Here is a 20,876-nt window from a genome sequence, read left to right as displayed (position 1 = left end):
TTCTACCAGAACTATGTTCGCCACCTCCAGGGATGGCAACCGGTTGCGCTGGTCCAGCAAGCCGTCACTTGCCGGCCAGAATATCCTTGATCAGCCGTTGGCAGCGCTCGGCCATGAAGTCGAGCAGCAGCCGCACCTTCGGGTCCTGCAGCTTCTTGTGCGGGTAGACGGCGGCGAACTGCACCGGCGTCGGCGGCGTGTCGGGCAGGATCACCTTCAGCCGCCGGTCGCGGATGAACGGCTCGACCTCGAAGCGCGGCTTATTGATGATGCCGCGGCCGGAAAGCGCCCAGCCGGTCAGCACGTCGCCATCGTCCGTGTCATAAGGCCCATGCACTTCGAATTTCCGCGGGCCGTCGGCCGTCTGCAGCGTCCAGACGTATTCGCGTGCGCCGGCGTAGCGCAGCATCAGGCAGTCGTGCTTCTTGCCGATCAGTTCCTGCGGCTCGGTCGGCTCACCGCGCGCCTCCAGATATTTCGGCGCCGCCACCAGCACCCGTTCGCACTCCATGATGCCGCGCATCCTAAGGCTGGAATCCTCGATGATGCCCAGCCGGAAGGCGACATCGATGCCTTCCTTCATGATGTCGACATTGTGGTCTGAAAGCCTCAGCCGCACCTCGATGTCTGGGTATTTGTCGTGGAAATCGGGGATTCCCGACGCCACCAGCCGCCGGCCGAGGCCAAGCGGCGCTGTCACCTTGATGGTGCCACGCGGCTGGCCGGACAAGGCGCTGACCGCGGCTTCCGCCTCGGTAATGGCTTCCAGCACCTGCTTGGCGCCGGAGTAGAACACGGTGCCGTGCTCGGTCGGCATCAATTGCCGCGTCGTGCGGTTGAACAGCCTGACACCAAGGTGCTTCTCGAGTTCCTTGATGCGGTTGGAAGCGACCGCCGGCGAGATGCGCATGTCGCGGCCCGCCGCCGACAGATTGCCGAGCTCGACGACGCGGACGAAGACGGCGATGTTGTCGAGATAGGCCATGCGGCTTTAGGGCTCTCATGCGGCTGCGTAGGGGTAACCCTAGTATTTTCCAATTTTTTTTGAAAGTCATCGTGCAGCTCGGCCCTTTCCGTTTGCGCTCCAGTCCGTAAAGTCACCCGATCGGCAGGGACGACTTTTCAATGATGGATTTCGCGATTTTCTGGGACTGGCTGAGTTTCGCCGTGCGCTGGCTGCATGTCGTCACCAGCATAGCCTGGATCGGCTCGTCCTTCTATTTCGTCGCGCTCGATCTTGGCTTGCGCCAGCGTCCGGGCATGCCTTTCGGCGCCTTCGGCGAGGAATGGCAGGTGCATGGCGGCGGCTTCTACCACATCCAGAAATATCTGGTGGCTCCGGCCGAAATGCCCGAGCACCTGACCTGGTTCAAATGGGAATCCTACGCCACCTGGCTGTCCGGCTTTGCCATGCTGTGCGTCGTCTACTATGCCGGGGCGGATCTCTTCCTGATCGATCCCAATGTGCTCGCCATGTCGGTGCCTACAGGCATCTTGCTGTCGCTGGCGACGATCGGCGTTGGCTGGGTGGTCTACGATCTCTTATGCCGTTCGCCGCTTGGCAGGAGCGACACCGGCCTGATGCTGGTGCTCTATGGCGTGCTGGTGTTCATCGCCTGGGGTCTTACCCATCTGTTCACCGGCCGCGCCGCTTTCCTGCATCTTGGCGCCATCACCGCGACGATCATGTCGGCCAATGTCTTCATGGTCATCATTCCGAACCAGAAGATCGTCGTCGCCGACCTGATCGCCGGCCGCAAGCCCGACCCGAAATACGGCAAGATCGCCAAGCAGCGCTCGCTGCACAACAATTACCTGACGCTGCCCGTTCTGTTCCTGATGCTGTCGAACCACTACCCGCTGGCGTTCGGCACCGAGTTCAACTGGGTAATCGCCTCGCTGGTTTTCACCATCGGCGTGTTGATCCGGCACTATTTCAACACGATGCATGCGCGCAAGGGTAACCCGACCTGGACCTGGCTGGCTGCCGCTGTCCTGTTCGTCATCATTATCTGGCTGTCAACGGTGCCGAAAGTGCTGACCGGCGAAGTCAAGGCGTCCTCGGCGGCACAGGTCTATGTCGCCTCGGCGCACTTTCCCGCAGTGCGCGACACGGTGCTTGGCCGCTGCTCGATGTGTCATGCGCAGGAGCCATCCTACGAGGGCATCTATCACGCGCCGAAAGGTGTGATGCTCGACACGGACGCCGGTATCGCCGAGCAAGCCCGCGAGATCTACCTGCAGGCTGGCCGCAGCCACGCGATGCCGCCCGCCAACGTCACCCATATCACCGACAATGAGCGGGCGCTGCTGGTGGCATGGTTCGAGGAGGCGGAGAAATAAGCATGACCAGCACGCTCCTGCGCGGCCGCACGCTGTCCTTCCTGCGCTGGCCTGAGACCGTCGACGACCATTGCGCCTGGCGCTACGAGGATGACGGCGGCCTGCTGCTCCGCGACGGCCGGATCGTTGCCGCAGGCGCCTATGCCGACGTCGAGAAAAAAGCTGATGAAGGCGTAAAAAAGATCGACCACCGCCCGCACCTGCTGCTGCCGGGCTTCATTGACGCGCATGCGCATTTTCCGCAGATGCAGGTTATCGCTTCCTACGGCGCCGAGCTGCTAGACTGGCTGAACACTTACACCTTTCCCGAGGAAACCAAATTCCAGAACGCCCAGCATGGCCGCCGCATCGCCAGGCTGTTCCTCGACGAGATGGTGCGTCATGGCACGACGACAGTCGCCGCCTATTGCTCGGTCCACAAGGGGTCGGCCGAAGCGTTCTTCGCCGAGTCGCATGACCGCAACATGCTCAACATCGCCGGCAAGGTGATGATGGACCGAAACGCGCCGGAGGGCGTGCTCGACACAGCGCAGTCGGGCTATGACGACAGCAAGGCGCTGATTAAGGAGTGGCATGGCAAGGGGCGCCAGCACTATGCCATCACGCCGCGCTTCGCCATCACCTCCTCGCCCGAACAGTTGGAAATGGCGGGCGCGCTCTGCCGCGAATATCCTGATCTGCACATGCAGACGCATCTGTCGGAAAACCACGCCGAGATCGCCTTTACGCTGCAACTCTACCCGCAGGCACGCGACTATACCGATGTTTACGAGCGCTATGGGCTGCTCGGGCGCAAAAGCCTGTTCGGCCACTGTATCCATCTGTCGGAACGCGAGGCGGATGCGCTTTCGGACTCAGGTTCAGTGGCGGTGTTCTGCCCGACCTCGAACCTGTTTCTCGGCTCGGGCTTGTTCAATTACCAGCGCTACCGCACGCGTTACAAAGCCCTCCGAATCGCCGCCGCCACCGATGTCGGCGGCGGCACCAATTACTCGATGCTGCGCACCATGGACGAGGGTTATAAGGTGATCGCGCTGAACGGCGAAAAGCTCAACCCGTTCCAGTCGTTCTGGCAGCTCACCCGCGGCAATGCCGAGGCGCTGTCGGTCGTGGAAAGAATCGGCACGCTGGACCAAGGCAGCGATGCCGATATCATCGTCCTCGACGCCCGCGCCACGCCGGCCATGCGGCTGCGGATGGAGACGGCGGACACGCTGGCGGAGGAGCTGTTTCTGCTGCAAACGCTGGGCGACGACCGCGCCGTGCGCGAGGTCTATGTCGCCGGGCGGGTGATGAAAAGCGATCTGGGACTTAACGTCGGGCCATGAAGTAATCGGTGGGTTCAATCATGACAGTGCGCCAGCCCAAGCTGATCGGAATGGTCGGAGGAATGAGCTGGGAGTCCAGCGCCCTGTATTACCGTCTGCTGAATGCGGCTGCACACCGCCGCCTCGGCGGCCATCACAATGCGCGATCCGTGCTGTTCACGCTCGATTTCGACGAACTCAACACCATGGCTTCCATGGGTCGATGGGACAGGGTCAGTGAGAGAGTTGCCGAAGCCGCCCGGTGCCTGGAAAGAGCCGGGGCAGACTTCGTGATAATCACAGCGGTAACCCCGCACTCGGTTGCCGATCAGGTTGAGGCCGCAATCGGTATTCCGCTGCTCCATCTGGCCGATCCGACTGCAGTTGCGATCCGCAACGGGGGCTTCTCGCGCGTTGGACTTTTGGGAACCCGATACACGATGGAGATGGATTTCTTCAGGCATCGGCTCCGGGACCGTCATGGCCTCGATGTGATCACGCCGCCACAGGAGCAGCGCATCGCTCTGCACCGGATCATCGTTGACGAGTTGACCTTGGGCGCCGTCGAGGACGCCTCCAAGGCGGCGCTCCTGCAAATGGCGCGTGATCTCCAGGCCCAGGGCGCGGAAGCGATCATCGTCGGCTGCACCGAACTGCCGCTTCTGCTCGACACGGACGACTATCCTGTACCAGCCTTCGACGTAACGGTTCTTCATGCCGAGGCCGCGGTCGATCTGGCGCTGGAGACGGATCCGCGTGAAGCATCCGAGGCTTGACCCGGCGGCAGCCATCGGTCAAAGCGTGCGAGTTGATAGGGGAACGATATGGCTGCTGCGGACGACATCGCTCTGATCAAGAAACAGGAAGCCACGCTTGTCTTCCCCGTCTTCGACGAGGCTGTCGCCTTCAAGATCGGCTCGGCGATCCGCGACCGGGCACTAGCCGAGAACCTGCCGATCATCGTCGATATCAGAACCTTCGACCGGCCACTGTTCTACGCGGCGATGCCAGGCTCGAATGCCTCCAATCCGGACTGGGCGCGGCGCAAGACCAACGTCGTGCGGCGGTTTTTGAGAAGCACCTACCGCCTGGTGCTGGAGCAACAGCGCCCCGACCGCAGCTTCAAACCCGGTGAGGGGCTCGACATATCAGACTATGTGCTGGCCGGTGGTGGCTTTCCCATAACGGTCAAAGGTGCCGGCGTGATCGGTGTGATCGCGGTCTCGGGCCTGCCGGAGCGTGAGGATCACGGCGTCGTCGTCGACGCGCTGTGCAGCCATCTCGGCGTCGACGGGCGTGAGCTGGCACTACCGCCGGAAGCAAAATGACCGCGCTCGATCCCAGGCCCTTCCTCACCGCCATCTTCAATGCCGCCGTCGCCGCCGCCGATCCCCAGAGGACCATCAGGGATCATCTGCCGGCAACGCCGAAAGGGCGCACCATCGTCATCGGCGCAGGCAAGGGCTCGGCGCAAATGGCGGCGGCCTTCGAAAGGGTGTGGGACGGGCCGATAGAAGGGCTGGTCGTCACCCGTTACGGCTATGGCGCGACCTGCCAGCGCATCGAGATCATCGAGGCGGCGCACCCGGTGCCGGATGCCGCCGGTCTCGAGGCCTCGCGCCGGCTACTCGAAAAGGTGCAGGGCCTGACCGCGGACGATCTGGTCGTGGCGCTCATCTCAGGCGGCGGCTCGGCGCTGCTGCCGTCGCCTGCCGAAAGTCTGACGCTGGCCGACGAGATCGCCGTCAACGAGGCGCTGCTTGCCTCCGGCGCACCGATCGCCGCCATGAACACCATCCGCAAGCATGTTTCCACGATCAAGGGCGGCAGGCTGGCGGCAGCTGCCTATCCGGCAAAGGTGGTGTCGCTAGTGGTCTCCGATATTCCGGGCGACAATCCGGCGCTGGTTGCTTCCGGTCCGACCGTTCCCGATTCCGGCAACCGCCAAGAGGCGCTGGCATCGATCGCCGCCTATGGCATGAAGCTGCCGGCTTCGGTGATGGCGCATATCAATTCGCCGGCCGCCGATGCGCCGCGCGTCGATGATCCGCGTTTTTCGCGCAACGAAGTGCATCTGATCGCCTCGGCCGGCGTATCGCTGGACGCGGCCGCAGCCGAAGCCAGGCGCCAAGGTATCGAGGCGGTCATCCTCTCCGATTCTATTGAGGGCGAGGCGCGCGAGGTCGGCGGTGTCCACGCCGCGATCGCGCGCGAGGTGGCGACGCGCAACCGGCCATTCCCAAAGCCGGTGCTGATCCTGTCGGGCGGCGAGACGACGGTCACCTTGCGGGCGAAAGGCAAGGGCGGCCGCAACAGCGAGTTTCTGCTCGCCTTCGCCATCGGCATCAGCGGTATGGATGGCATTAATGCACTGGCCGCTGACACCGATGGCATCGACGGTTCGGAGGACAATGCCGGCACCTTCGCCGACGGTTCGACGGTTTCGCGGATGCGGACCGTGGGCGTCGATGCCAAAGCGATGCTTGCCGGCAACAATGCCTGGACGGCATTCAACGCCGTCGGCGATCTCTTCGTGCCCGGCCCGACCGGGACGAACGTCAATGATTTGAGGGCCATATTGATCAGATAGGCTCAGGCAGCCATCAGCGTCTTCACCGCCTTCATATCCTTCAGGAACCGCTCGCGTTCGGCCTGTTTGTCCGCCGGCTCGCGGATGCGCAGGATAAAGGACGGGTGGATTGTGACGAACACACGCAAGCCATCCTCGCGCTCCACGACCGCGCCGCGCATCTTCATGATCGGAACAACTTTGCCGAGCAGAGACTGCGCAGCCGTTGCGCCGAGCGCCACCGCCAGATTGGGCTTTATCAGATCGAGCTCCTTGTCGAGCCACCAGCGGCAGGCCTGCACTTCGCCGGCATTCGGCTTGGAGTGGATGCGCCGCTTGCCGCGCGGCTCGAATTTGAAATGCTTGACCGCATTGGTGACATAGACTTTCAGCCGATCGACGCCGGCGTCGTCCAGGATGGCGTCGAAGACCTTACCGGCCGGCCCGACGAAAGGTTTGCCGGCCAGATCCTCCTGGTCGCCGGGCTGTTCACCGACGAAGATCACCTTGGCCTTATCAGGCCCTTCGCCGAACACGGTCTGCGTCGCGTTGCGCCACAGCGGACAGCGACGGCAGGCTTTCGCCACTTCGCTGAGTTCAGGGATGGTGCTTGCGCCATCGTCTTCCGCCGTCTCAGGCAATTCACGGTTGGGCCAGCGTCTTGCCTGCACCTTGGCGTGGTGCGGCGCGGGAGTTGTCTGCATCTTGGCAATCATGGCTGATGCGGCCTTGTCCGCTGCTGCGATCAGATGCGGAATGAGCGAAACCCCGGAAAGGTTCCTTCAAATAGCCCGGACCCCGGAGAATGACCGGCGATGCGATCGCCTCACACCTCGTGCAGATAGAGGTGATAATCCAACTCGCTGACCGTGCGCGCCACCCGCAGATATTCGGCTTGCTTGATTGCCACGAATGTCCGGTGCAGGTCTTCCCCCAGTGCCCCTTTGAGGAATGTCGAGGCCCTTGCCGCCTCGATCGCCGCGCGCCAGTCCACCGGCATGGTGGTGCGCGTGATTGCCGATTCGTAGCCATTGCCGGTGGTTTCGGGGCCGGGATCGAGGCCTTCGTCGAGGCCCTTAGTGATGCCGGCCAGCACAGTTGCCGCCACCAGATAAGGGTTGGCGTCGACGCCCGACGGCCGGTGCTCGATGCGCCGGTTTTTCGCATCGCCTGCCGGCACGCGCAATGCCACCGAGCGGTTGTTGACGCCCCAGGTCGGCGCCACCGGCGCATAGGATTGCGAAACAAAACGCCGCCATGAATTGGCATGCGGCGCAAACACCAGCATCGATTCGGCCATGGTCTGAATGAGGCCGCCCAGTCCGCGCAGCAGCGGCAAGGACCAAGACTCGCCGCTGGCCTCAGTGAAGACGTTCTTGCCGGCCTTGTCCTGCAGCGAGACATGGAAATGCATGCCGGAGCCGGCATATTTCTCGATCGGCTTGGCCATGAAGCAAGCGGTGACGCCGTGGCGGCGCGCCTGTGCCCGCACCAGCCGCTTCAACATCACGAGGTCGTCGGCGGCGCGGATCACGTCCTGGCGGTAGTTCAGCGTCAGCTCGTACTGGCCGGGCGCATATTCGGAAATGACCGTCTCGGCCGGGATGCCTTGCACCTTGGCCGCGGCATAGATGTCGGAAAACAGTGGCTCCATGCCGTGCAGATGGTCGACGGAATAGACCTCGGTCTTGGCCGAGCGTCGGCCGTCGAGCACCGCGTGCGCCGGCTGCACCTTGCCGTCGGCGTCGCGCTCGTTGGCGAGCAGGAAGAATTCGAGCTCGAAGGCGCCAGCCGGATGCAGGCCCTTTGCCGCCAGTATTTCCACCTGACGGGCGAGTGCCAGCCGCGGATCGGAGGACATCGGCTGACCGTCGAGATGGTACATCGCCATCAGCACCTGGCCGCGCGGCGGCTGTGTGCCGAACAGCGGCACCAGCGTACCGGGGATCGGCCATGCCCGCAGGTCGCCGTCGCCGGTCGTCCAGATCAGCCCGGTCTCGTGCACGTCCTCGCCGGTAATGTCGAGGCCGAGGATCGAGATCGGCATGTGCCGGCCGCCCTCGAAGATGCTCATCAGTTCGTGCCGGCGCACGATCTTGCCACGCCCGACGCCATTGGCGTCGGTCAGCACGATGTCGAACGCTTCGATCTCGGGATGAGCGTCGAGAAACGTTTGCGCCTCGGCCGGCGTCGAGCCCGAAGGGGAGGCGATGATGGCGTTCAAAGTTAGCTTGTGCGCTTCTCTCATGTGCAAGCTTGTCTCATGCCGCGAGCCTTGCCGCAACCGCGCCGAAGGCGGTGATCAGGCGGTTGACCTGGGTGGCGCTGGTCGCCGGCGAGATCAGCATCATATTGTGGAACGGCGCGATCAGCACGCCGCGATTGACCAGCGCAACATGGATCGCCGCTTCGAGGTCGGGCGCGTGCGCTGTTTCCGCCTCGCCGCCATTCCTCAGCGGGCCGGGTGCGCAGATGAACTCGACGCGCGCGCCGACTCGGGCAACATGCCAAGGCAGGCGGTAGCGGTCGACGATGGCGGTCAGCTCTGCGTCGAGCCGCCGCGCCAGATGGTCCATATGGGCATAATTCTCGTCGGTCATCACTTCTTCGAGCGTGGCGCGCATTGCCGCAAATTGCAGCGGATTGGCCGAGAGCGTCGTACCCATGCCGGAATAGCCTGGTTCCTTGGTCCTGATATAGTCGGCATAGCGGGTGGCGACGTCTTCGCTCATGCCCCACACACTGGCCGGCACACCGCCGGCGATCGGCTTGCCGAGCACGAACAGGTCCGGCTCCAAGCCGTGTCTTCCGGTGTAGCCGCCCGGACCGGTCGAAATCGTGTGCGTCTCGTCGATCAGCAGCAGGGTGCCGGCCGCGCGGGTGAGACGCCGCAGCGCCTCGTGGAAGCCAGGGTCCGGTAGCACCATGCAGGAATTGGTCAGCACTGGCTCGGTGATGACGCAGGCGATATCCTTATCCCGGAGCACGGCCTCGAGTGCCGGCACATCGTTGAACTCGATGACATCGGTCGTCCGGGTCAGGTCGCGGAATTCGCCGGCCAGTCCCGGCCGGTTGGCCGGTCTGCCGTCGACCAGCCGCACCATCGTCTCGTCGACCGAGCCGTGATAGCAGCCGTTGAAGACCAGGATCTTTTCCCGGCCGGTGATGGTGCGGGCGACGCGCAGCGCAAAGCGATTGGCATCGGTCGCCGTCGTCGCGATCTGCCAGAACGGCAGGCCGAAGCGCTGTTGCAGCAACGGGCCGATCGCCACCGCATCTTCGGAAGGCAGCATGTAGGTGAGGCCGCGTCCGGCCTGCCGGCGGATGTCGCGCGCGACCGGCGGCGGCGAATGGCCGAACATCGAGCCGGTGTCGCCGAGGCAGAAATCGTCGAGCCGGTTGCCGTCGATATCGGTGATGGTGGCGCCTCTGGCGCTGTCGACCAGGATCGGAAACGGCGTCGGCCAATCGTTCATCCAGTGCATCGGCACGCCGCCGAAGAAGCCCGGCAGACCGTTGCCGACCTTGGCTGCCGATTTCGGCCTTGCCTTGCGGAAGGCTTCGGCCTCGGTCTCGCGCAAATCGGCGATGCAGGCGGCGCTGATGCCGCCGATGGAAGTCTTTAAATGGTCGATTGTATGCATGAAGGTCCCTCTCATCCGTCACTTTGCCAATCGGCGTCCGGAACCGCAATCGGCCGCACAGCTGCCCTGCATTGGTTCAGCGGCCACGGTGAAGAGGACGGGCGCTTGACCTGAGGGCATCCTCCAGCATCAATGCGGATAGGGTTTGTGGCTTGGGGAAGAAAGATGCGGACGATCTTCTGTGTAACAACGCTGCTGTTATCGGCCGGCTCGGCCTTCGCCACCGGCGGCATCTGGTGCTCGGCCGAGGATGCAGCGGTAAAATTCCAGGTCGAAGCCGGCGTCACCAGAGGTATGGGCGGTCCAACGTTCAATTTCCGGGGCGATCTCGAAATTCTCGGCAGAACCGTCGGCGACGATTTGCGCAAGACAGTGTTCGAGGATTCCAACCTCACGCAATACTGGCTCGACGGCAAGGAATTGCGGCTGCTCGTCTATCGCGAGCACGAGGTCGCAAACACCTACAGCTCTGTCGAACTGACGATCGTGACCAAGTCCAGTGAAGAAGGCACCTATGACGGGCGCTATTCGCTCGCCATCTATGAGGGCACGGCCGACACGGGTGGCGATGGCATGCCTGCCGCGTTGACCGGCAAAGTCTCCTGCGGGGCCGAGTAGAGAACTCCCGGTTATGCGGAGATATCGATGACGCCGCAGTCGCCGGCGGCACTGCCGAAGGCGACGCGGCGTTCCTCCTTGTCCCACATCATCGAGGTGATGGCGCCCTTGCCCGGTCGGCGCAGAAGCACCTCCTTGGCGTCAGCGAAACGCACCGCCATCACCATGCCGTCGTCATAGCCGACGGCGACGACATCCTGGCTTGGATGGCAGGCGACCGAGGTCACCATGGCGTTGCCGCGCGTACCGAGCTCCAGCGGCGCCTTGCCCATCGGCCCGTCCTTGCCCGAAAAAGGCCAGACGATCGCCGCCGGCGCGCCGGAACTGGCCAGCCATTTTCCCTTGGCGCTCCACGACAGGCTTTTGACTTTGCCGGGATAGCCGCTCATGCGCATATGCTTGCCGTCGGCCAGCTTCCAGCCATGCAGCGCGTTCTCCTGCATGGTGGTGACGAGGAAGGCGCCATCGGGCGAGAAGGTGATGCCGGTATGGGCGCCGGCCCACTCCAGCTCGACCGGCTTCCCGTCCGCCGCCGGGAAATGCAGCGTCGCGCCATTGTAGCGGGCGACACCAAAGCGCATGCCCTTGGGCGAGAACGCCAGCCCCTCGACCGAACGCGGATGCATGAATTCCTTAGTCTTGCCGTCGGCAAAGCGCACAAAGGCGATCTTGCCGGAGGCATAGGCGACGGCGCCTTGTGGTCCAGCCGCGACGCTGGTGATCCATTTTTTCCCGGCGCTTGCCAATTCTGCCGCATTGCCGCCGGCGGTAACGGAAAAAATCTTGCCGTCCTCGCCGCCGGTGATCAGCCGGTCGTTGGCCGCATCGTGGAAGGCGGCGAGCAGCCCGTCATTAGTCTGCGCGGTCTTGTGGCCATGGTCCAGCCGATGGATTGTGCCGTCGGCCAGTGCGAAATGCGGTACGTCGCCAAGGAAGACGGCGGCGACGCAATGGCCATCGAGATCAAGCGGGGCGACTGTGGGCATGAGAGACTATTCCATTCGAGATTTCGGCCGGTCGTCTACCCCCGCGCGGGAGCCGCCAGCGCGGGTAGGTGCAGCTCTCCTTCTCCCCTTGTGGGAGAAGGTGGATTGGCGCGCAGCGCCAAGACGGTTGAGGGGTGCTGGACGGAGTGCCGTCGTTGCCAAGCTGGAACACCCTCATCCGACCGAGCTTCGCTCGGCCACCTTCTCCCGCAAGGGGAGAAGGAAAGAAGCGGCAGCGCTAGCGTTATAAGGCTTGGAAATCAAGCGGCCTGGCAGGCGTCAAAACTCTTCTTCAGCCGCTCGGCATCGAGCTCGCGGCCGATGAACACCAGCCGGCTCTCGTGCTTCTCGCCGTCCTTCCAGGCGCGCTGGTGGTCGCCCTCGATGATCATGTGCACGCCCTGGATAACATAGCGCTCGTCATCGCCCTTGAGCGCAATGATGCCCTTCAGCCGCAGGATGTTTGGGCCTTCCATCTGAGTGATCTTCTCGATCCACGGGAAGAACTTCTTCGGGTCCATCTCGCCGCCGCGCAGCGACACCGACTGCACCGTCACGTCATGGATATCGGAAGCGTGTGCGTGATGATGGTGGTCGTGCCCGTCATGGTGATGATGCCCGTCATGCTCTTGATGGTCGTGATGATGATCGTGGTCGTCATGCGCATCGAGGAAATGCGGGTCGTTCTCCAGCGCCCGCGAAAGATCGAAGGCGCCGCGGTCGAGCACCTCGGACAGCGCCAGGCCGGCGCGAGTGGTGCGATGGATCTTGGCCGCCGGGTTGATCGCGCGGATCGTCGCCTCGACCTTGCTTAGTTCCTCCGGCATGACGAGATCGGTCTTGTTGAGCACGACGACGTCGGCAAAGGCGATCTGGTCCTCGGCTTCGCGGGAATCCTTCAGCCGCAACGGCAGGTGCTTGGCGTCGACCAGCACCACCACCGCGTCGAGCCTGGTCTTGGAGCGCACATCGTCGTCCATGAAGAAGGTCTGCGCCACCGGCACCGGATCGGCGAGGCCGGTCGTCTCGACCACGATGGCGTCGAAGCGGCCTGGCCGGCGCATCAGGCCTTCGACGACGCGGATCAGGTCGCCGCGCACAGTGCAGCAGACGCAGCCATTGTTCATCTCATAGATTTCCTCGTCGGATTCCACGATCAGCTCGTTGTCGATGCCGATCTCGCCGAATTCATTGACGATGACGGCGTAGCGCTTGCCGTGGTTTTGCGAAAGGATGCGGTTGAGCAGTGTCGTCTTGCCGGCGCCGAGATAGCCGGTGAGAACGGTTACGGGGATCTGCGTCGTCTGTGCATCGCTCATGTTGGGCCTCGAAAAGGGATTGTTGGTTCCATATAGGATGTGCGCCGTGCTTTTGCACGCGGCAAACCGATGGGCCAAACAGGTCGCCAACATTGCCGAACTTCCCAACATCGCTGGACTTTCATTGGCGCTGGCGGGTCTCACTGCCTAGATTAAGAACAAGGCAGCTTGCTCGAAAGAACCAGAAGAGGTGCCGGATGTCCGACAAACCGTCCTCCTTGCCTTTGAGCCGGCGTCAGGCGCTCGGCCTCATTGCCGTCAGTGCGGGCGGCGGCGTCTTTCTGCCGGGCATCGCGATGGCTCAGCAGGCCTCGCCCTATGCCGGGCTTGCCCTGTTCGATAGCGGTGCCGGCGTCTGCGCGATCACGCCGGAAGCGACCGAGGGGCCGTTCTATTTCGACCCGAAGCTCGAACGCGCCGATATCACCGAAGGCAAAGCGGGCATTGCCCTCAATGTGCGGCTGCAGGTGGTCGACGCGGCCTGCCGGCCGCTTGCCGGCGCGCGCGTCGACATCTGGCATTGCGACGCGCAAGGCCATTATTCGGGCTATCCGGGACAAGGCGACGGCCAGGATGTCGATACGTCAGGCCAGAGTTTTCTGCGCGGGTGGCAGAAGGCGGATGACACCGGCATCGTCTCGTTCACCACCATCTATCCCGGCTGGTATCGCGGCCGCACCACCCACATCCACTTCAAGGTCTTCCCCGATGACAATTCGGTGATGACCGGCCAGCTGTTTTTCCCCGACAGCCTGAGCGAGCAGATATTCACCACTGTCGCGCCCTACACCGACCGGTCCGGCAGGCGGGATACGTCGAATACCAGGGACGGCATCGCGCGGCGCGCCGGGCCGCTGTCGCAGGCGGCACTGCGCGAGGTGGCGGACGCCTATCAGGCCCTGATGATCGTCGCAGTAAAGGCTGCATGAGCCTCGTTTCGCGTGTGCGTCGCTCCTGCGGAAAGCTTCCACCTGCACTGAAAAGTCGTTTGTCATCTAACTGAAATAAACTTCTGGCATTAGCCACGGCGGGCATCGCATTGCTTGCCGGCAAAGCTATTTTGCCAAGCCGGATCTGATTGATCGTCGATTGCCAACCGGGCGGTTGCCTCTATGCTGTCCGCACCGGTTCGGCCCGAAGAGGGATGACCATGGCCAAGGCGGACAAGACTGCGACAATGAGCCGGCTGCATTCGGCGGCGCGGCTGGCGCGTACGGCACTGGCCGCGCGGCTTCTGACGCACGGCTTCTACGCCGGCCAGGACCAGATCATGCTGGCCCTTGACCGGGAGGACGGGCAGACGCCCGGCAATCTCGCCGGCCGCCTCGGTGTGCGCCCGCCGACCATCACCAAGACGATCAATCGGCTGCAGGCGCAGGGCTTTCTGGAAAAGCGTGCCTCTGCCGCCGATGCCCGCCAGGCCCATATCTTTCTGACCGACACTGGCCGCGAAATCATTCACGCCATCGAGAAATCGGTGAAGAAGACCGAGAAGCAGGCGCTGAAGGGGCTCGACAAAAAGGACCAGAAGGCGCTGTTCAAGCTGCTCGCCCGCGTCGAGGCGAACCTCTCGAACGGCGAGATGGTTCTCGTCGATGATGAGATCGACGCCGACGAATGATCCGCGGCTGACGCCATCAGGCAGCGGCTGCCGACGATCCATGGACCAATGCCGACCAGCGGCCCGGCGTGACACCGAACGCCTTCTTGAAGTGCCTGTTAAAATGACTTTGGTCGCTGAAACCGGCCGCTATCGCGATCTGCGCCAATGGCTCGCCCGCCTCGATCATGCGGCGTGCTCGTTGAAGCCGGCGCATCAAGAGAAAGCGATGCGGGCTGGTGGAGAAGGCGGCACGGAAATGCCGCGATAGGGCATAGCGATCCAGCCCGGTGATCGCCTCCAGCTCTTCGGAACGGACGATACGGAAAACATTGTCTTCCAGATAGTCGCGTGCCAGGTTGGCAGCCCGCCATGCTGTCCTTGGGATCGGTTTCGCCTGCAGGCCTGCATGCCGTGCCAAGCTTTGCATCAATTGCGCAATGAAGTCGGCGACAAAGAGGTCGTCCAGCTTCTGGTCCAACGGCCCCAGCGCCAAAAGCAGCCTCGTGCGGAAGACAGGATCCGTCACCACGGCTTCCCTGACGAAAGGCAGCGATGCGCCTATCGTATCGAGGCAGTCCAGCACGATGGACGGCTCCAGATAGAGCATCCTGTAACGCAAGCCGTCTTCGGTGCCGGCACCGCCGTCGTGCAATTCGTCGGGATGGAGCACGATAATCTGGCCGGGCAGGCTGTGATGCGTCGCGCCGCGATAACGGAAGGTCTGGACGCCATGCAGCGTCACGCCGATGGCGTAGGTATCATGACGATGGAGATCGAACGCGCTGCCGTGGAACCGGGCCTCGATACGCTCCATTCCGACGCAATCGGGGGCCGAGATGACACAGTTCTCAGCCGTGTCAACGCACAAACGTCCAAGACCCTGAAAGGCCTCGCCATCTAGACCGTGTGACATCGCTTCATTTCACAAACTTGAATGGTAAATGTCTCATGTTCGCCACGAAATTTGCAATCGTGCTGCAGGACGACCTTCCCGTCTGGCAAAAGCTCAATGTCACCGCCTTCCTGACCAGCGGTATCGTCGCGCAGTATAGCGACATCATCGGCAAACCCTATCGCGACCGCGCCGGCAACATCTACAATCCGCTTTCGATCCAGCCGGTCATCGTGCTTTCGGCCGATCGCCCGACGCTCAGTGCGATCCACCGACGGGCGCTGGAGCGCGGTGTGACGACCTCGCTCTACGTCGACGAGATGTTTTCGACCGGCCACGACGCGGCGAACCGCGCCGTCTTTGCCGAATTCGCACCCGACGACGCCAAGGTCGTCGGCATCGCGCTGCGCGCCGAAAAGAAGCTTGTCGACAAGATCACCAAGGGCGCCCGCATGCATCCCTGAGCCTGTGGCGGCTGGTTCATCCTTCTGATGCTTAGCGTGTTCGGCGCCGTCTGCCATTGGCTCCTGGTGCAGGCTATCGTCTCGGTATTCGCAAATCATCGGGATGATCATTGCCGGCTGGATTGTCTTCAACCAGTTTCCCGACCGCTGGACGCTCGTCGGCGCTGCCGTCATCGTCGCCAGCGGCCTTTATATCGTTGATCGCGAGCACCGGCTTCGTGTGCGCAACCGCGCCGCTCTCGACGTCGAGGTGGAAGCGCTGGCAAAAAAACTTTGATTTGTTCCGGAAGGGTGGCATAAGGCCGCGTTTAAACTGTTTAGATCATGATCCCGAAAAGTGGGAATCCGGTTTTCGCTGGAGATCATGGATCAGCTCTAGATCGTCGGGGGAGCGCAAGGCGCTGGCACAGAAGATCAAGCTTTCGACGATCGCGGATGCGCTCGGCGTGTCCACGGCCACGGTCTCGCTGGCCCTGCGCGACAGCCCGCTGGTTGCCGGCGGCACCCGCGACCGCATCAAGGAACATGCCCGCGCCATCGGCTATATCTACAATCGCCGCGCCGCCAGCCTGCGCACCTCGCGTTCGGGCATCGTCGGCGTCGTCGTTCACGACATCATGAATCCCTTTTTCGCCGAGATACTGCGCTCGATCGAAAGCGAGCTCGATCGCAGCCGGCAGACCTTCATCCTGTCGAACCACTACGACCAGCTCGAAAAGCAGCGCACCTTCATCGACACGCTGCTGCAGCTCGGCGCCGATGGCGTCATCATGTCGCCGGCCATCGGCACGCCGCCCGAAGACATCTTGATGGCCGAGGAAAACGGCCTGCCGGCGGTGCTGATCGCACGCACCGTCGAAGGCGCCGACGTGCCGGTGTTTCGCGGCGACGATGCCTACGGCACCGGGCTTGCCACCAACCATCTGATCTCGCTCGGCCACAAGCGCATCGCCATGGTCGGCGGCACCGACCAAACCTCGACCGGCCGCGACCGCTACCAGGGCTATGTCAACGCCATGGAGGCGGCCGGGCTGGAGGTCAGGCCGTCCTGGCGCATTGCCGGCCCGCGCACCAAACAGGCCGGTTTCGAAGCGGCGGGGCAGTTCTTGGCATTGAAGGACAAGCCGACCGCCGCCTGCTGCTGGAATGACCTCGTCGCCATCGGCCTGATGAACGGCATCGCGCGCGCCGGGCTGGTGCCGGGCATTGACATCTCCGTCACCGGCTATGACGATCTCGAGGAAGCTGCGATCGCCACGCCGGCGCTGACCACCGTCTGGAACGGCCAGCGCGAGGTCGGCCGCCGCGCCGCAAGCGCGCTGCTCGACAAGCTCAATGGGCAGATGGTGCGGCCGTCGCAGGAACTGATCAAGCCGGAACTGCATGTGCGCCAGTCGACCGGCAAACCGGTGGAACGTGCATGACAAAAACCGAACAGCAGCAAGCAGTCGCCATTCTGGTGCCGGGCCAATTCAACGATCATGCGGTCGGCCGCATAGATAGGATGTTCAGTCGCGTGTGGATCGAACGGCCTGATGCGTCGCTGGTCACCGACGAGCTGCGCCGGTCGGTGCGCGGCATTGCCGCCTTTGGCGGGATTAATGCAGCCCTCATCGACGCGCTGCCGAATCTCGAGATCATAGCCAATTTCGGCGTCGGCTATGATTCGGTCGATGCCCGTCACGCAGCACAGCGCGGCGTCATGGTCACCAACACGCCTGACGTGCTGACCGAGGAGGTCGCCGACACGGCGATCGGTCTTTTGATCAACACCATCCGCGAGTTGCCGCGCGCCGAGACCTGGCTGCGCGACGGCAGTTGGGCGCGCAATGGCAACTATCGCTTGAGCCGGCTGACCTTGCGCGGCCGTCGTGTCGGTATTTTCGGCATGGGCCGCATCGGCCTTGCCGTTGCGCGCCGGCTGGAGGCCTTCGGGCTGCCGATCGCCTATCACAACCGGCGCCAGGTCGAAGGCCTGTCCTACGAATACCACGGTACGCTGAAAGGCCTCGCCGAGGCGGTGGATACGCTGATCTCGGTGGCGCCCGGCGGCGCCTCGACGGAAAAGGCGGTCAATGCCGAGATCCTGTCGGCGCTCGGCCCGAATGGCGTCTTCGTCAACATCGGCCGCGGCAGCACGGTGGACGAGGCAGCACTTGCCACAGCCCTTGCCGGCGGCACTATCGCCGCTGCCGGGCTCGACGTCTTCGCCGACGAGCCGAACGTGCCGCCGGCGCTGCTCGCCGCCCCCAACACCTCGCTTTTGCCGCATGTCGGCTCGGCTTCAGATCATACCCGCCGCGCCATGGCCGATCTATGCGTCGACAATCTGGTTTCCTGGTTTTCGGAACGGAGGGCGCTGACGCCGGTACCGGAAACGGAAAAGGTCAAGGCGCGCAGCTGAGCGGCAACCTTTCCTATTGATTAACGTCGGCTTAACGCTTTGAAATCATTCTTTATCTATCGCCACCACGCGGAGAATACAGGATGAAAGCACTTGCTGCACTGATGGCCGTTGCCGCCCTGTTCGGCAGCGTTCAGCTGTTTCACGGCGGCAGCGGCGAAGGCCGCACAGCCGATGAGCCAACGCAGGCGCCCGGCGACTACAGGCTGGTGGCCAACGGCGACGAAGCGTCTTGCGCGGTCAAACGCGGGACTGAGGTTTCGCATGGCCTGTCGCTGTTGACGGTCACTGCGAATTGCCGCCAGGTTTTGCCCGGCATCGAGCGCGCGAAATTCTGGCGTGAGCAGGATGACGGCACGGTCACCTTCAGCGCGAACGGCATCGATCCGATCGTCACTTTCGGCGTCGCCGATGGCCACGATTATGAATCCTATGCACCGGCCCTGCCGCTGCTGTCGCTGGCGGCCAGCAGCGATTGACGTTGACGTCCGATCGCTGAACTATTCTATTCCGCGGCGGTGCGCGCGCCGGATTTCGCCGCGGCGTGCAGGCGCACCGCGTCGCCGAAGGCGCGGAAGATCTTTGCCGAAACGCTGTCCGACTTGACCCAGTATTCGGGATGCCATTGGACGCCCACAGCGAAGGCACGGGCGTCCCGCACCGAAACCGCCTCGACCGCGCCGTCGGTGGCGACGGCCTCTATCTGCAACTTCGGGCCGAGCCGGTCGATCGCCTGGCGATGCACCGAGTTGACCATGATGTCGCCCGCCCCGAACACGCCGGCGAGGCAGCTTGCGGGCTTGATCGAAATGGTCTGGCGGATGGCGAAGCGTTCGTCCTGATTATCGCTCGCCGGCGCGCGATGGTCCAGCGATCCCTCGCGCTCCTGGATTTCCGTGGCCAGCGTGCCACCCAGCGCCACATTCATCTCCTGGATGCCGCGGCAGATGGCGAGCAACGGCACGCCGCGCTCCACTGCCTTGCGGATCAACGGCAGCGTCGTGGCGTCGCGGGCCGGATCGTATGGGCCGTTGGCCTCGCTGGCATCGCCGCCATAGAGCGAGGGATGCACATTGGATTTCGAGCCGGTGATCATCACGCCGTCGACCGATGACAGGAGTTCATCGAAATCGAGCCGGTCGCCGAAGGACGGCACCAGCACCGGGAACACGCCGGCTCCCGAAAGCGCCGCCTCCAGATATTGCTGCGGAGCGGCATGCCAGGTGTAGTTGTCGAACTGGCGGACGTCGGTCGATATGGCGACGAGCGGCTGCTGCATTTTTGATCCGGGTTCCATTCAGTACAGGGCTATGTTCTGCCTTTAAAATAGGCGATCCGAAGGCGCTTTGCCATGACAAGTTCGGCGTGTCGCATGGTCCAAGGAAACGGCGTTAGACTTAAGTTGCAAGAGGTGCGTTCGCGCCGCGAATTTCGCGGGAACGCCGCCGGCGAAACCGGCTGCCATGGCTGGACTCGACTTCTTGCCCGTGTATTGTCTGCCGCGAAGCCGATCCGGGACACAGAGCATTTCCCGAACGTCGGTCTATTGATCCAATAGGGAGGACTTCATGGATCGTCGATCATTCATCCGCAAAGCCGGCGCGACCGGTGTGGGCGCCGCGGCGGCCACAGCAGCGCTTGCCGCGCCGGCTATCGCCCAATCCAATCCGAAAGTGACATGGCGCCTGGCGTCGTCCTTCCCGAAATCCCTCGACACGATCTACGGCGGCGCCGAGGTCTTTTCCAAGATGCTTTCGGAGTCAACCGACGGCAACTTCCAGGTCCAGGTCTTCGCCGCCGGTGAACTCGTGCCCGGCCTGCAGGCCGCGGACGCCACCACCGCCGGCACCGTCGAGGCCTGCCATACGGTGGCATATTATTATTGGGGCAAGGACCCGACATGGGCGCTGGGTGCCGCGGTTCCGTTCTCGCTCAACGCGCGCGGCATCAATGCCTGGCATTATCACGGAGGCGGCATCGACCTGTTCAACGAGTTTCTCGCCACGCAGGGCCTTTTTGGCTTGCCGGGCGGCAATACCGGCGTGCAGATGGGCGGCTGGTTCCGCAAGGAGATCAACACCGTCGCCGACCTTTCGGGCCTCAAGATGCGCATCGGTGGCTTTGCCGGCAAAGTGGTGGAAAGGCTCGGCGTGGTGCCGCAGCAGATCGCCGGCGGCGACATCTATCCGGCGCTGGAAAAAGGCACCATAGACGCTGCCGAGTGGGTCGGCCCTTATGACGATGAGAAGCTCGGCTTCTATAAGGTCGCGCCCAATTATTATTATCCCGGCTGGTGGGAAGGCGGGCCGACCGTCCATTTGATGTTCAACAAGGCGAAATACGAAGAGCTTTCACCGGCCTACAAGGCGCTGGTGCACACCGCCGCGCAGGCCGCCGACGCCAACATGCTGCAGAAATACGACCATCTGAATCCGGCGGCTGTGAGGCGGCTGGTGTCCGGGGGCGCCAAATTGCGCCCGTTCAGCCCGGAAATCTTGGCAGCCTGCTTCGAAAAGGCGAACGAGGTCTATGCCGAGATGGAAGCTTCGAACGCGCCGTTCAAGAAGATATGGGACTCGATCAAGGCCTTCCGCAAGGAGCACTATCTCTGGGCGCAGGTGGCCGAGTACAATTACGACACCTTCATGATGGTCCAGCAGCGCACCGGCAAGCTCTGACAACAGTTACGGCGCCACGCGCTCGGACGCGTGGCGCCGTCACACTTCG

Annotated in this window: 21 protein-coding genes and 1 pseudogene; 14 read left to right on the top strand and 8 right to left on the bottom strand. The window is 63.1% G+C overall.

The genetic code is table 11. The features are described 5' to 3' along the window. Positions 1-64: 64 nt before the first annotated feature. Positions 65-985 (bottom strand): LysR family transcriptional regulator, encoded by a 921-nt coding sequence (locus CIT26_RS18625; RefSeq protein WP_095493920.1) that lies wholly within the window; start codon positions 983-985, stop codon positions 65-67. A 140-nt stretch (positions 986-1,125) separates the two neighbouring features. On the opposite strand from CIT26_RS18625, the gene CIT26_RS18620 reads away from it, so the two are divergent. From CIT26_RS18620 to CIT26_RS18600, 5 genes are read left to right on the top strand one after another with little or no spacing between them, the layout of a single operon-like run. Continuing rightward, positions 1,126-2,343, top strand: a complete 1,218-nt coding sequence (locus CIT26_RS18620; RefSeq protein ID WP_095493919.1) for a urate hydroxylase PuuD — start codon at positions 1,126-1,128, stop codon at positions 2,341-2,343. Between the two features lie 2 nt (positions 2,344-2,345). After that, positions 2,346-3,671, top strand: coding sequence for a guanine deaminase (gene guaD, locus CIT26_RS18615; protein ID WP_095493918.1), 1,326 nt, complete (start codon positions 2,346-2,348; stop codon positions 3,669-3,671). Between the two features lie 20 nt (positions 3,672-3,691). Beyond that, positions 3,692-4,426 (top strand): aspartate/glutamate racemase family protein, encoded by a 735-nt coding sequence (locus tag CIT26_RS18610; RefSeq protein ID WP_095493917.1) that lies wholly within the window; start codon positions 3,692-3,694, stop codon positions 4,424-4,426. Positions 4,427-4,474: 48 nt separating this feature from the next. Continuing rightward, complete coding sequence (locus CIT26_RS18605) at positions 4,475-4,978, top strand: heme-degrading domain-containing protein (RefSeq protein ID WP_095493916.1); 504 nt, start codon at positions 4,475-4,477, stop codon at positions 4,976-4,978. Beyond that, entirely contained in the window at positions 4,975-6,240 is a 1,266-nt protein-coding gene (locus CIT26_RS18600) for a glycerate kinase type-2 family protein (protein WP_095493915.1), read from the top strand. The genes CIT26_RS18605 and CIT26_RS18600 overlap by 4 nt, the downstream gene beginning before the upstream one ends. A 2-nt stretch (positions 6,241-6,242) precedes the next feature. Here the strand turns inward: CIT26_RS18600 and CIT26_RS18595 are convergent, their stop codons facing one another. From CIT26_RS18595 to CIT26_RS18585, 3 genes are all read right to left on the bottom strand, one after another. After that, a complete protein-coding gene (locus tag CIT26_RS18595) occupies positions 6,243-6,968 on the bottom strand; it encodes a UdgX family uracil-DNA binding protein (RefSeq protein WP_280951117.1) in 726 nt (241 codons plus the stop codon). 77 nt (positions 6,969-7,045) lie between these two features. Then, positions 7,046-8,467: a glutamine synthetase family protein gene (locus CIT26_RS18590; RefSeq protein WP_095493913.1), complete on the bottom strand. Its 1,422-nt coding sequence runs from the start codon at positions 8,465-8,467 to the stop codon at positions 7,046-7,048. A gap of 13 nt (positions 8,468-8,480) precedes the next feature. Beyond that, positions 8,481-9,863 (bottom strand): aspartate aminotransferase family protein, encoded by a 1,383-nt coding sequence (locus CIT26_RS18585; protein WP_095494141.1) that lies wholly within the window; start codon positions 9,861-9,863, stop codon positions 8,481-8,483. Between the two features lie 165 nt (positions 9,864-10,028). Between CIT26_RS18585 and CIT26_RS18580 the strand changes: the two genes are divergently transcribed. Continuing rightward, a complete protein-coding gene (locus tag CIT26_RS18580; protein WP_095493912.1) occupies positions 10,029-10,481 on the top strand; it encodes a hypothetical protein in 453 nt (150 codons plus the stop codon). 11 nt (positions 10,482-10,492) lie between these two features. Here the strand turns inward: CIT26_RS18580 and CIT26_RS18575 are convergent, their stop codons facing one another. Together CIT26_RS18575 and CIT26_RS18570 are read right to left on the bottom strand one after the other, a co-directional pair. Beyond that, positions 10,493-11,467, bottom strand: a complete 975-nt coding sequence (locus CIT26_RS18575) for a WD40 repeat domain-containing protein (protein ID WP_095493911.1) — start codon at positions 11,465-11,467, stop codon at positions 10,493-10,495. A 260-nt stretch (positions 11,468-11,727) separates the two neighbouring features. Next, positions 11,728-12,786 (bottom strand): CobW family GTP-binding protein, encoded by a 1,059-nt coding sequence (locus CIT26_RS18570; RefSeq protein ID WP_095494140.1) that lies wholly within the window; start codon positions 12,784-12,786, stop codon positions 11,728-11,730. 197 nt (positions 12,787-12,983) lie between these two features. On the opposite strand from CIT26_RS18570, the gene CIT26_RS18565 reads away from it, so the two are divergent. Together CIT26_RS18565 and CIT26_RS18560 are read left to right on the top strand one after the other, a co-directional pair. Beyond that, entirely contained in the window at positions 12,984-13,715 is a 732-nt protein-coding gene (locus tag CIT26_RS18565) for an intradiol ring-cleavage dioxygenase (RefSeq protein WP_095493910.1), read from the top strand. Positions 13,716-13,936: 221 nt separating this feature from the next. Then, positions 13,937-14,407, top strand: a complete 471-nt coding sequence (locus CIT26_RS18560; protein WP_095494139.1) for a MarR family winged helix-turn-helix transcriptional regulator — start codon at positions 13,937-13,939, stop codon at positions 14,405-14,407. 16 nt (positions 14,408-14,423) lie between these two features. Here CIT26_RS18560 and CIT26_RS18555 read toward each other — a convergent pair whose 3' ends face one another. Further along, positions 14,424-15,302 (bottom strand): AraC family transcriptional regulator, encoded by an 879-nt coding sequence (locus CIT26_RS18555; protein ID WP_095493909.1) that lies wholly within the window; start codon positions 15,300-15,302, stop codon positions 14,424-14,426. Between the two features lie 35 nt (positions 15,303-15,337). On the opposite strand from CIT26_RS18555, the gene CIT26_RS18550 reads away from it, so the two are divergent. The 5 genes and pseudogenes from CIT26_RS18550 (at position 15,338) to CIT26_RS18530 (ending at position 18,628) form a co-directional block, all read left to right on the top strand. Beyond that, positions 15,338-15,745, top strand: a complete 408-nt coding sequence (locus tag CIT26_RS18550) for a DUF2000 family protein (protein WP_095493908.1) — start codon at positions 15,338-15,340, stop codon at positions 15,743-15,745. A gap of 12 nt (positions 15,746-15,757) precedes the next feature. Next, a pseudogene (locus CIT26_RS18545) lies at positions 15,758-16,022 on the top strand (EamA/RhaT family transporter); the annotation flags it as partial. Between the two features lie 124 nt (positions 16,023-16,146). Further along, positions 16,147-17,169 (top strand): LacI family DNA-binding transcriptional regulator, encoded by a 1,023-nt coding sequence (locus CIT26_RS18540; protein WP_095494138.1) that lies wholly within the window; start codon positions 16,147-16,149, stop codon positions 17,167-17,169. Continuing rightward, positions 17,166-18,149, top strand: a complete 984-nt coding sequence (locus CIT26_RS18535) for a 2-hydroxyacid dehydrogenase (protein ID WP_095493907.1) — start codon at positions 17,166-17,168, stop codon at positions 18,147-18,149. Before CIT26_RS18540 ends, CIT26_RS18535 begins: the two co-directional genes overlap by 4 nt. Before the next feature lie 83 nt (positions 18,150-18,232). Further along, the gene (locus CIT26_RS18530; RefSeq protein WP_095493906.1) at positions 18,233-18,628 is read left to right on the top strand and encodes a hypothetical protein; all 396 of its coding nucleotides are present in this window, start codon (positions 18,233-18,235) and stop codon (positions 18,626-18,628) included. A 26-nt stretch (positions 18,629-18,654) separates the two neighbouring features. On the opposite strand, the gene CIT26_RS18525 is transcribed toward CIT26_RS18530, so the two are convergent. After that, positions 18,655-19,428, bottom strand: a complete 774-nt coding sequence (locus CIT26_RS18525; protein ID WP_095493905.1) for a gamma-glutamyl-gamma-aminobutyrate hydrolase family protein — start codon at positions 19,426-19,428, stop codon at positions 18,655-18,657. A gap of 289 nt (positions 19,429-19,717) precedes the next feature. On the opposite strand from CIT26_RS18525, the gene CIT26_RS18520 reads away from it, so the two are divergent. Beyond that, entirely contained in the window at positions 19,718-20,827 is a 1,110-nt protein-coding gene (locus CIT26_RS18520) for a TRAP transporter substrate-binding protein (RefSeq protein WP_095493904.1), read from the top strand. Positions 20,828-20,876: the final 49 nt, after the last annotated feature.

It is taken from the genome of Mesorhizobium temperatum (genome assembly GCF_002284575.1).
Classification (GTDB): domain Bacteria; phylum Pseudomonadota; class Alphaproteobacteria; order Rhizobiales; family Rhizobiaceae; genus Mesorhizobium; species Mesorhizobium temperatum.
This window is presented reverse-complemented; position numbering and strand designations above follow the sequence as displayed.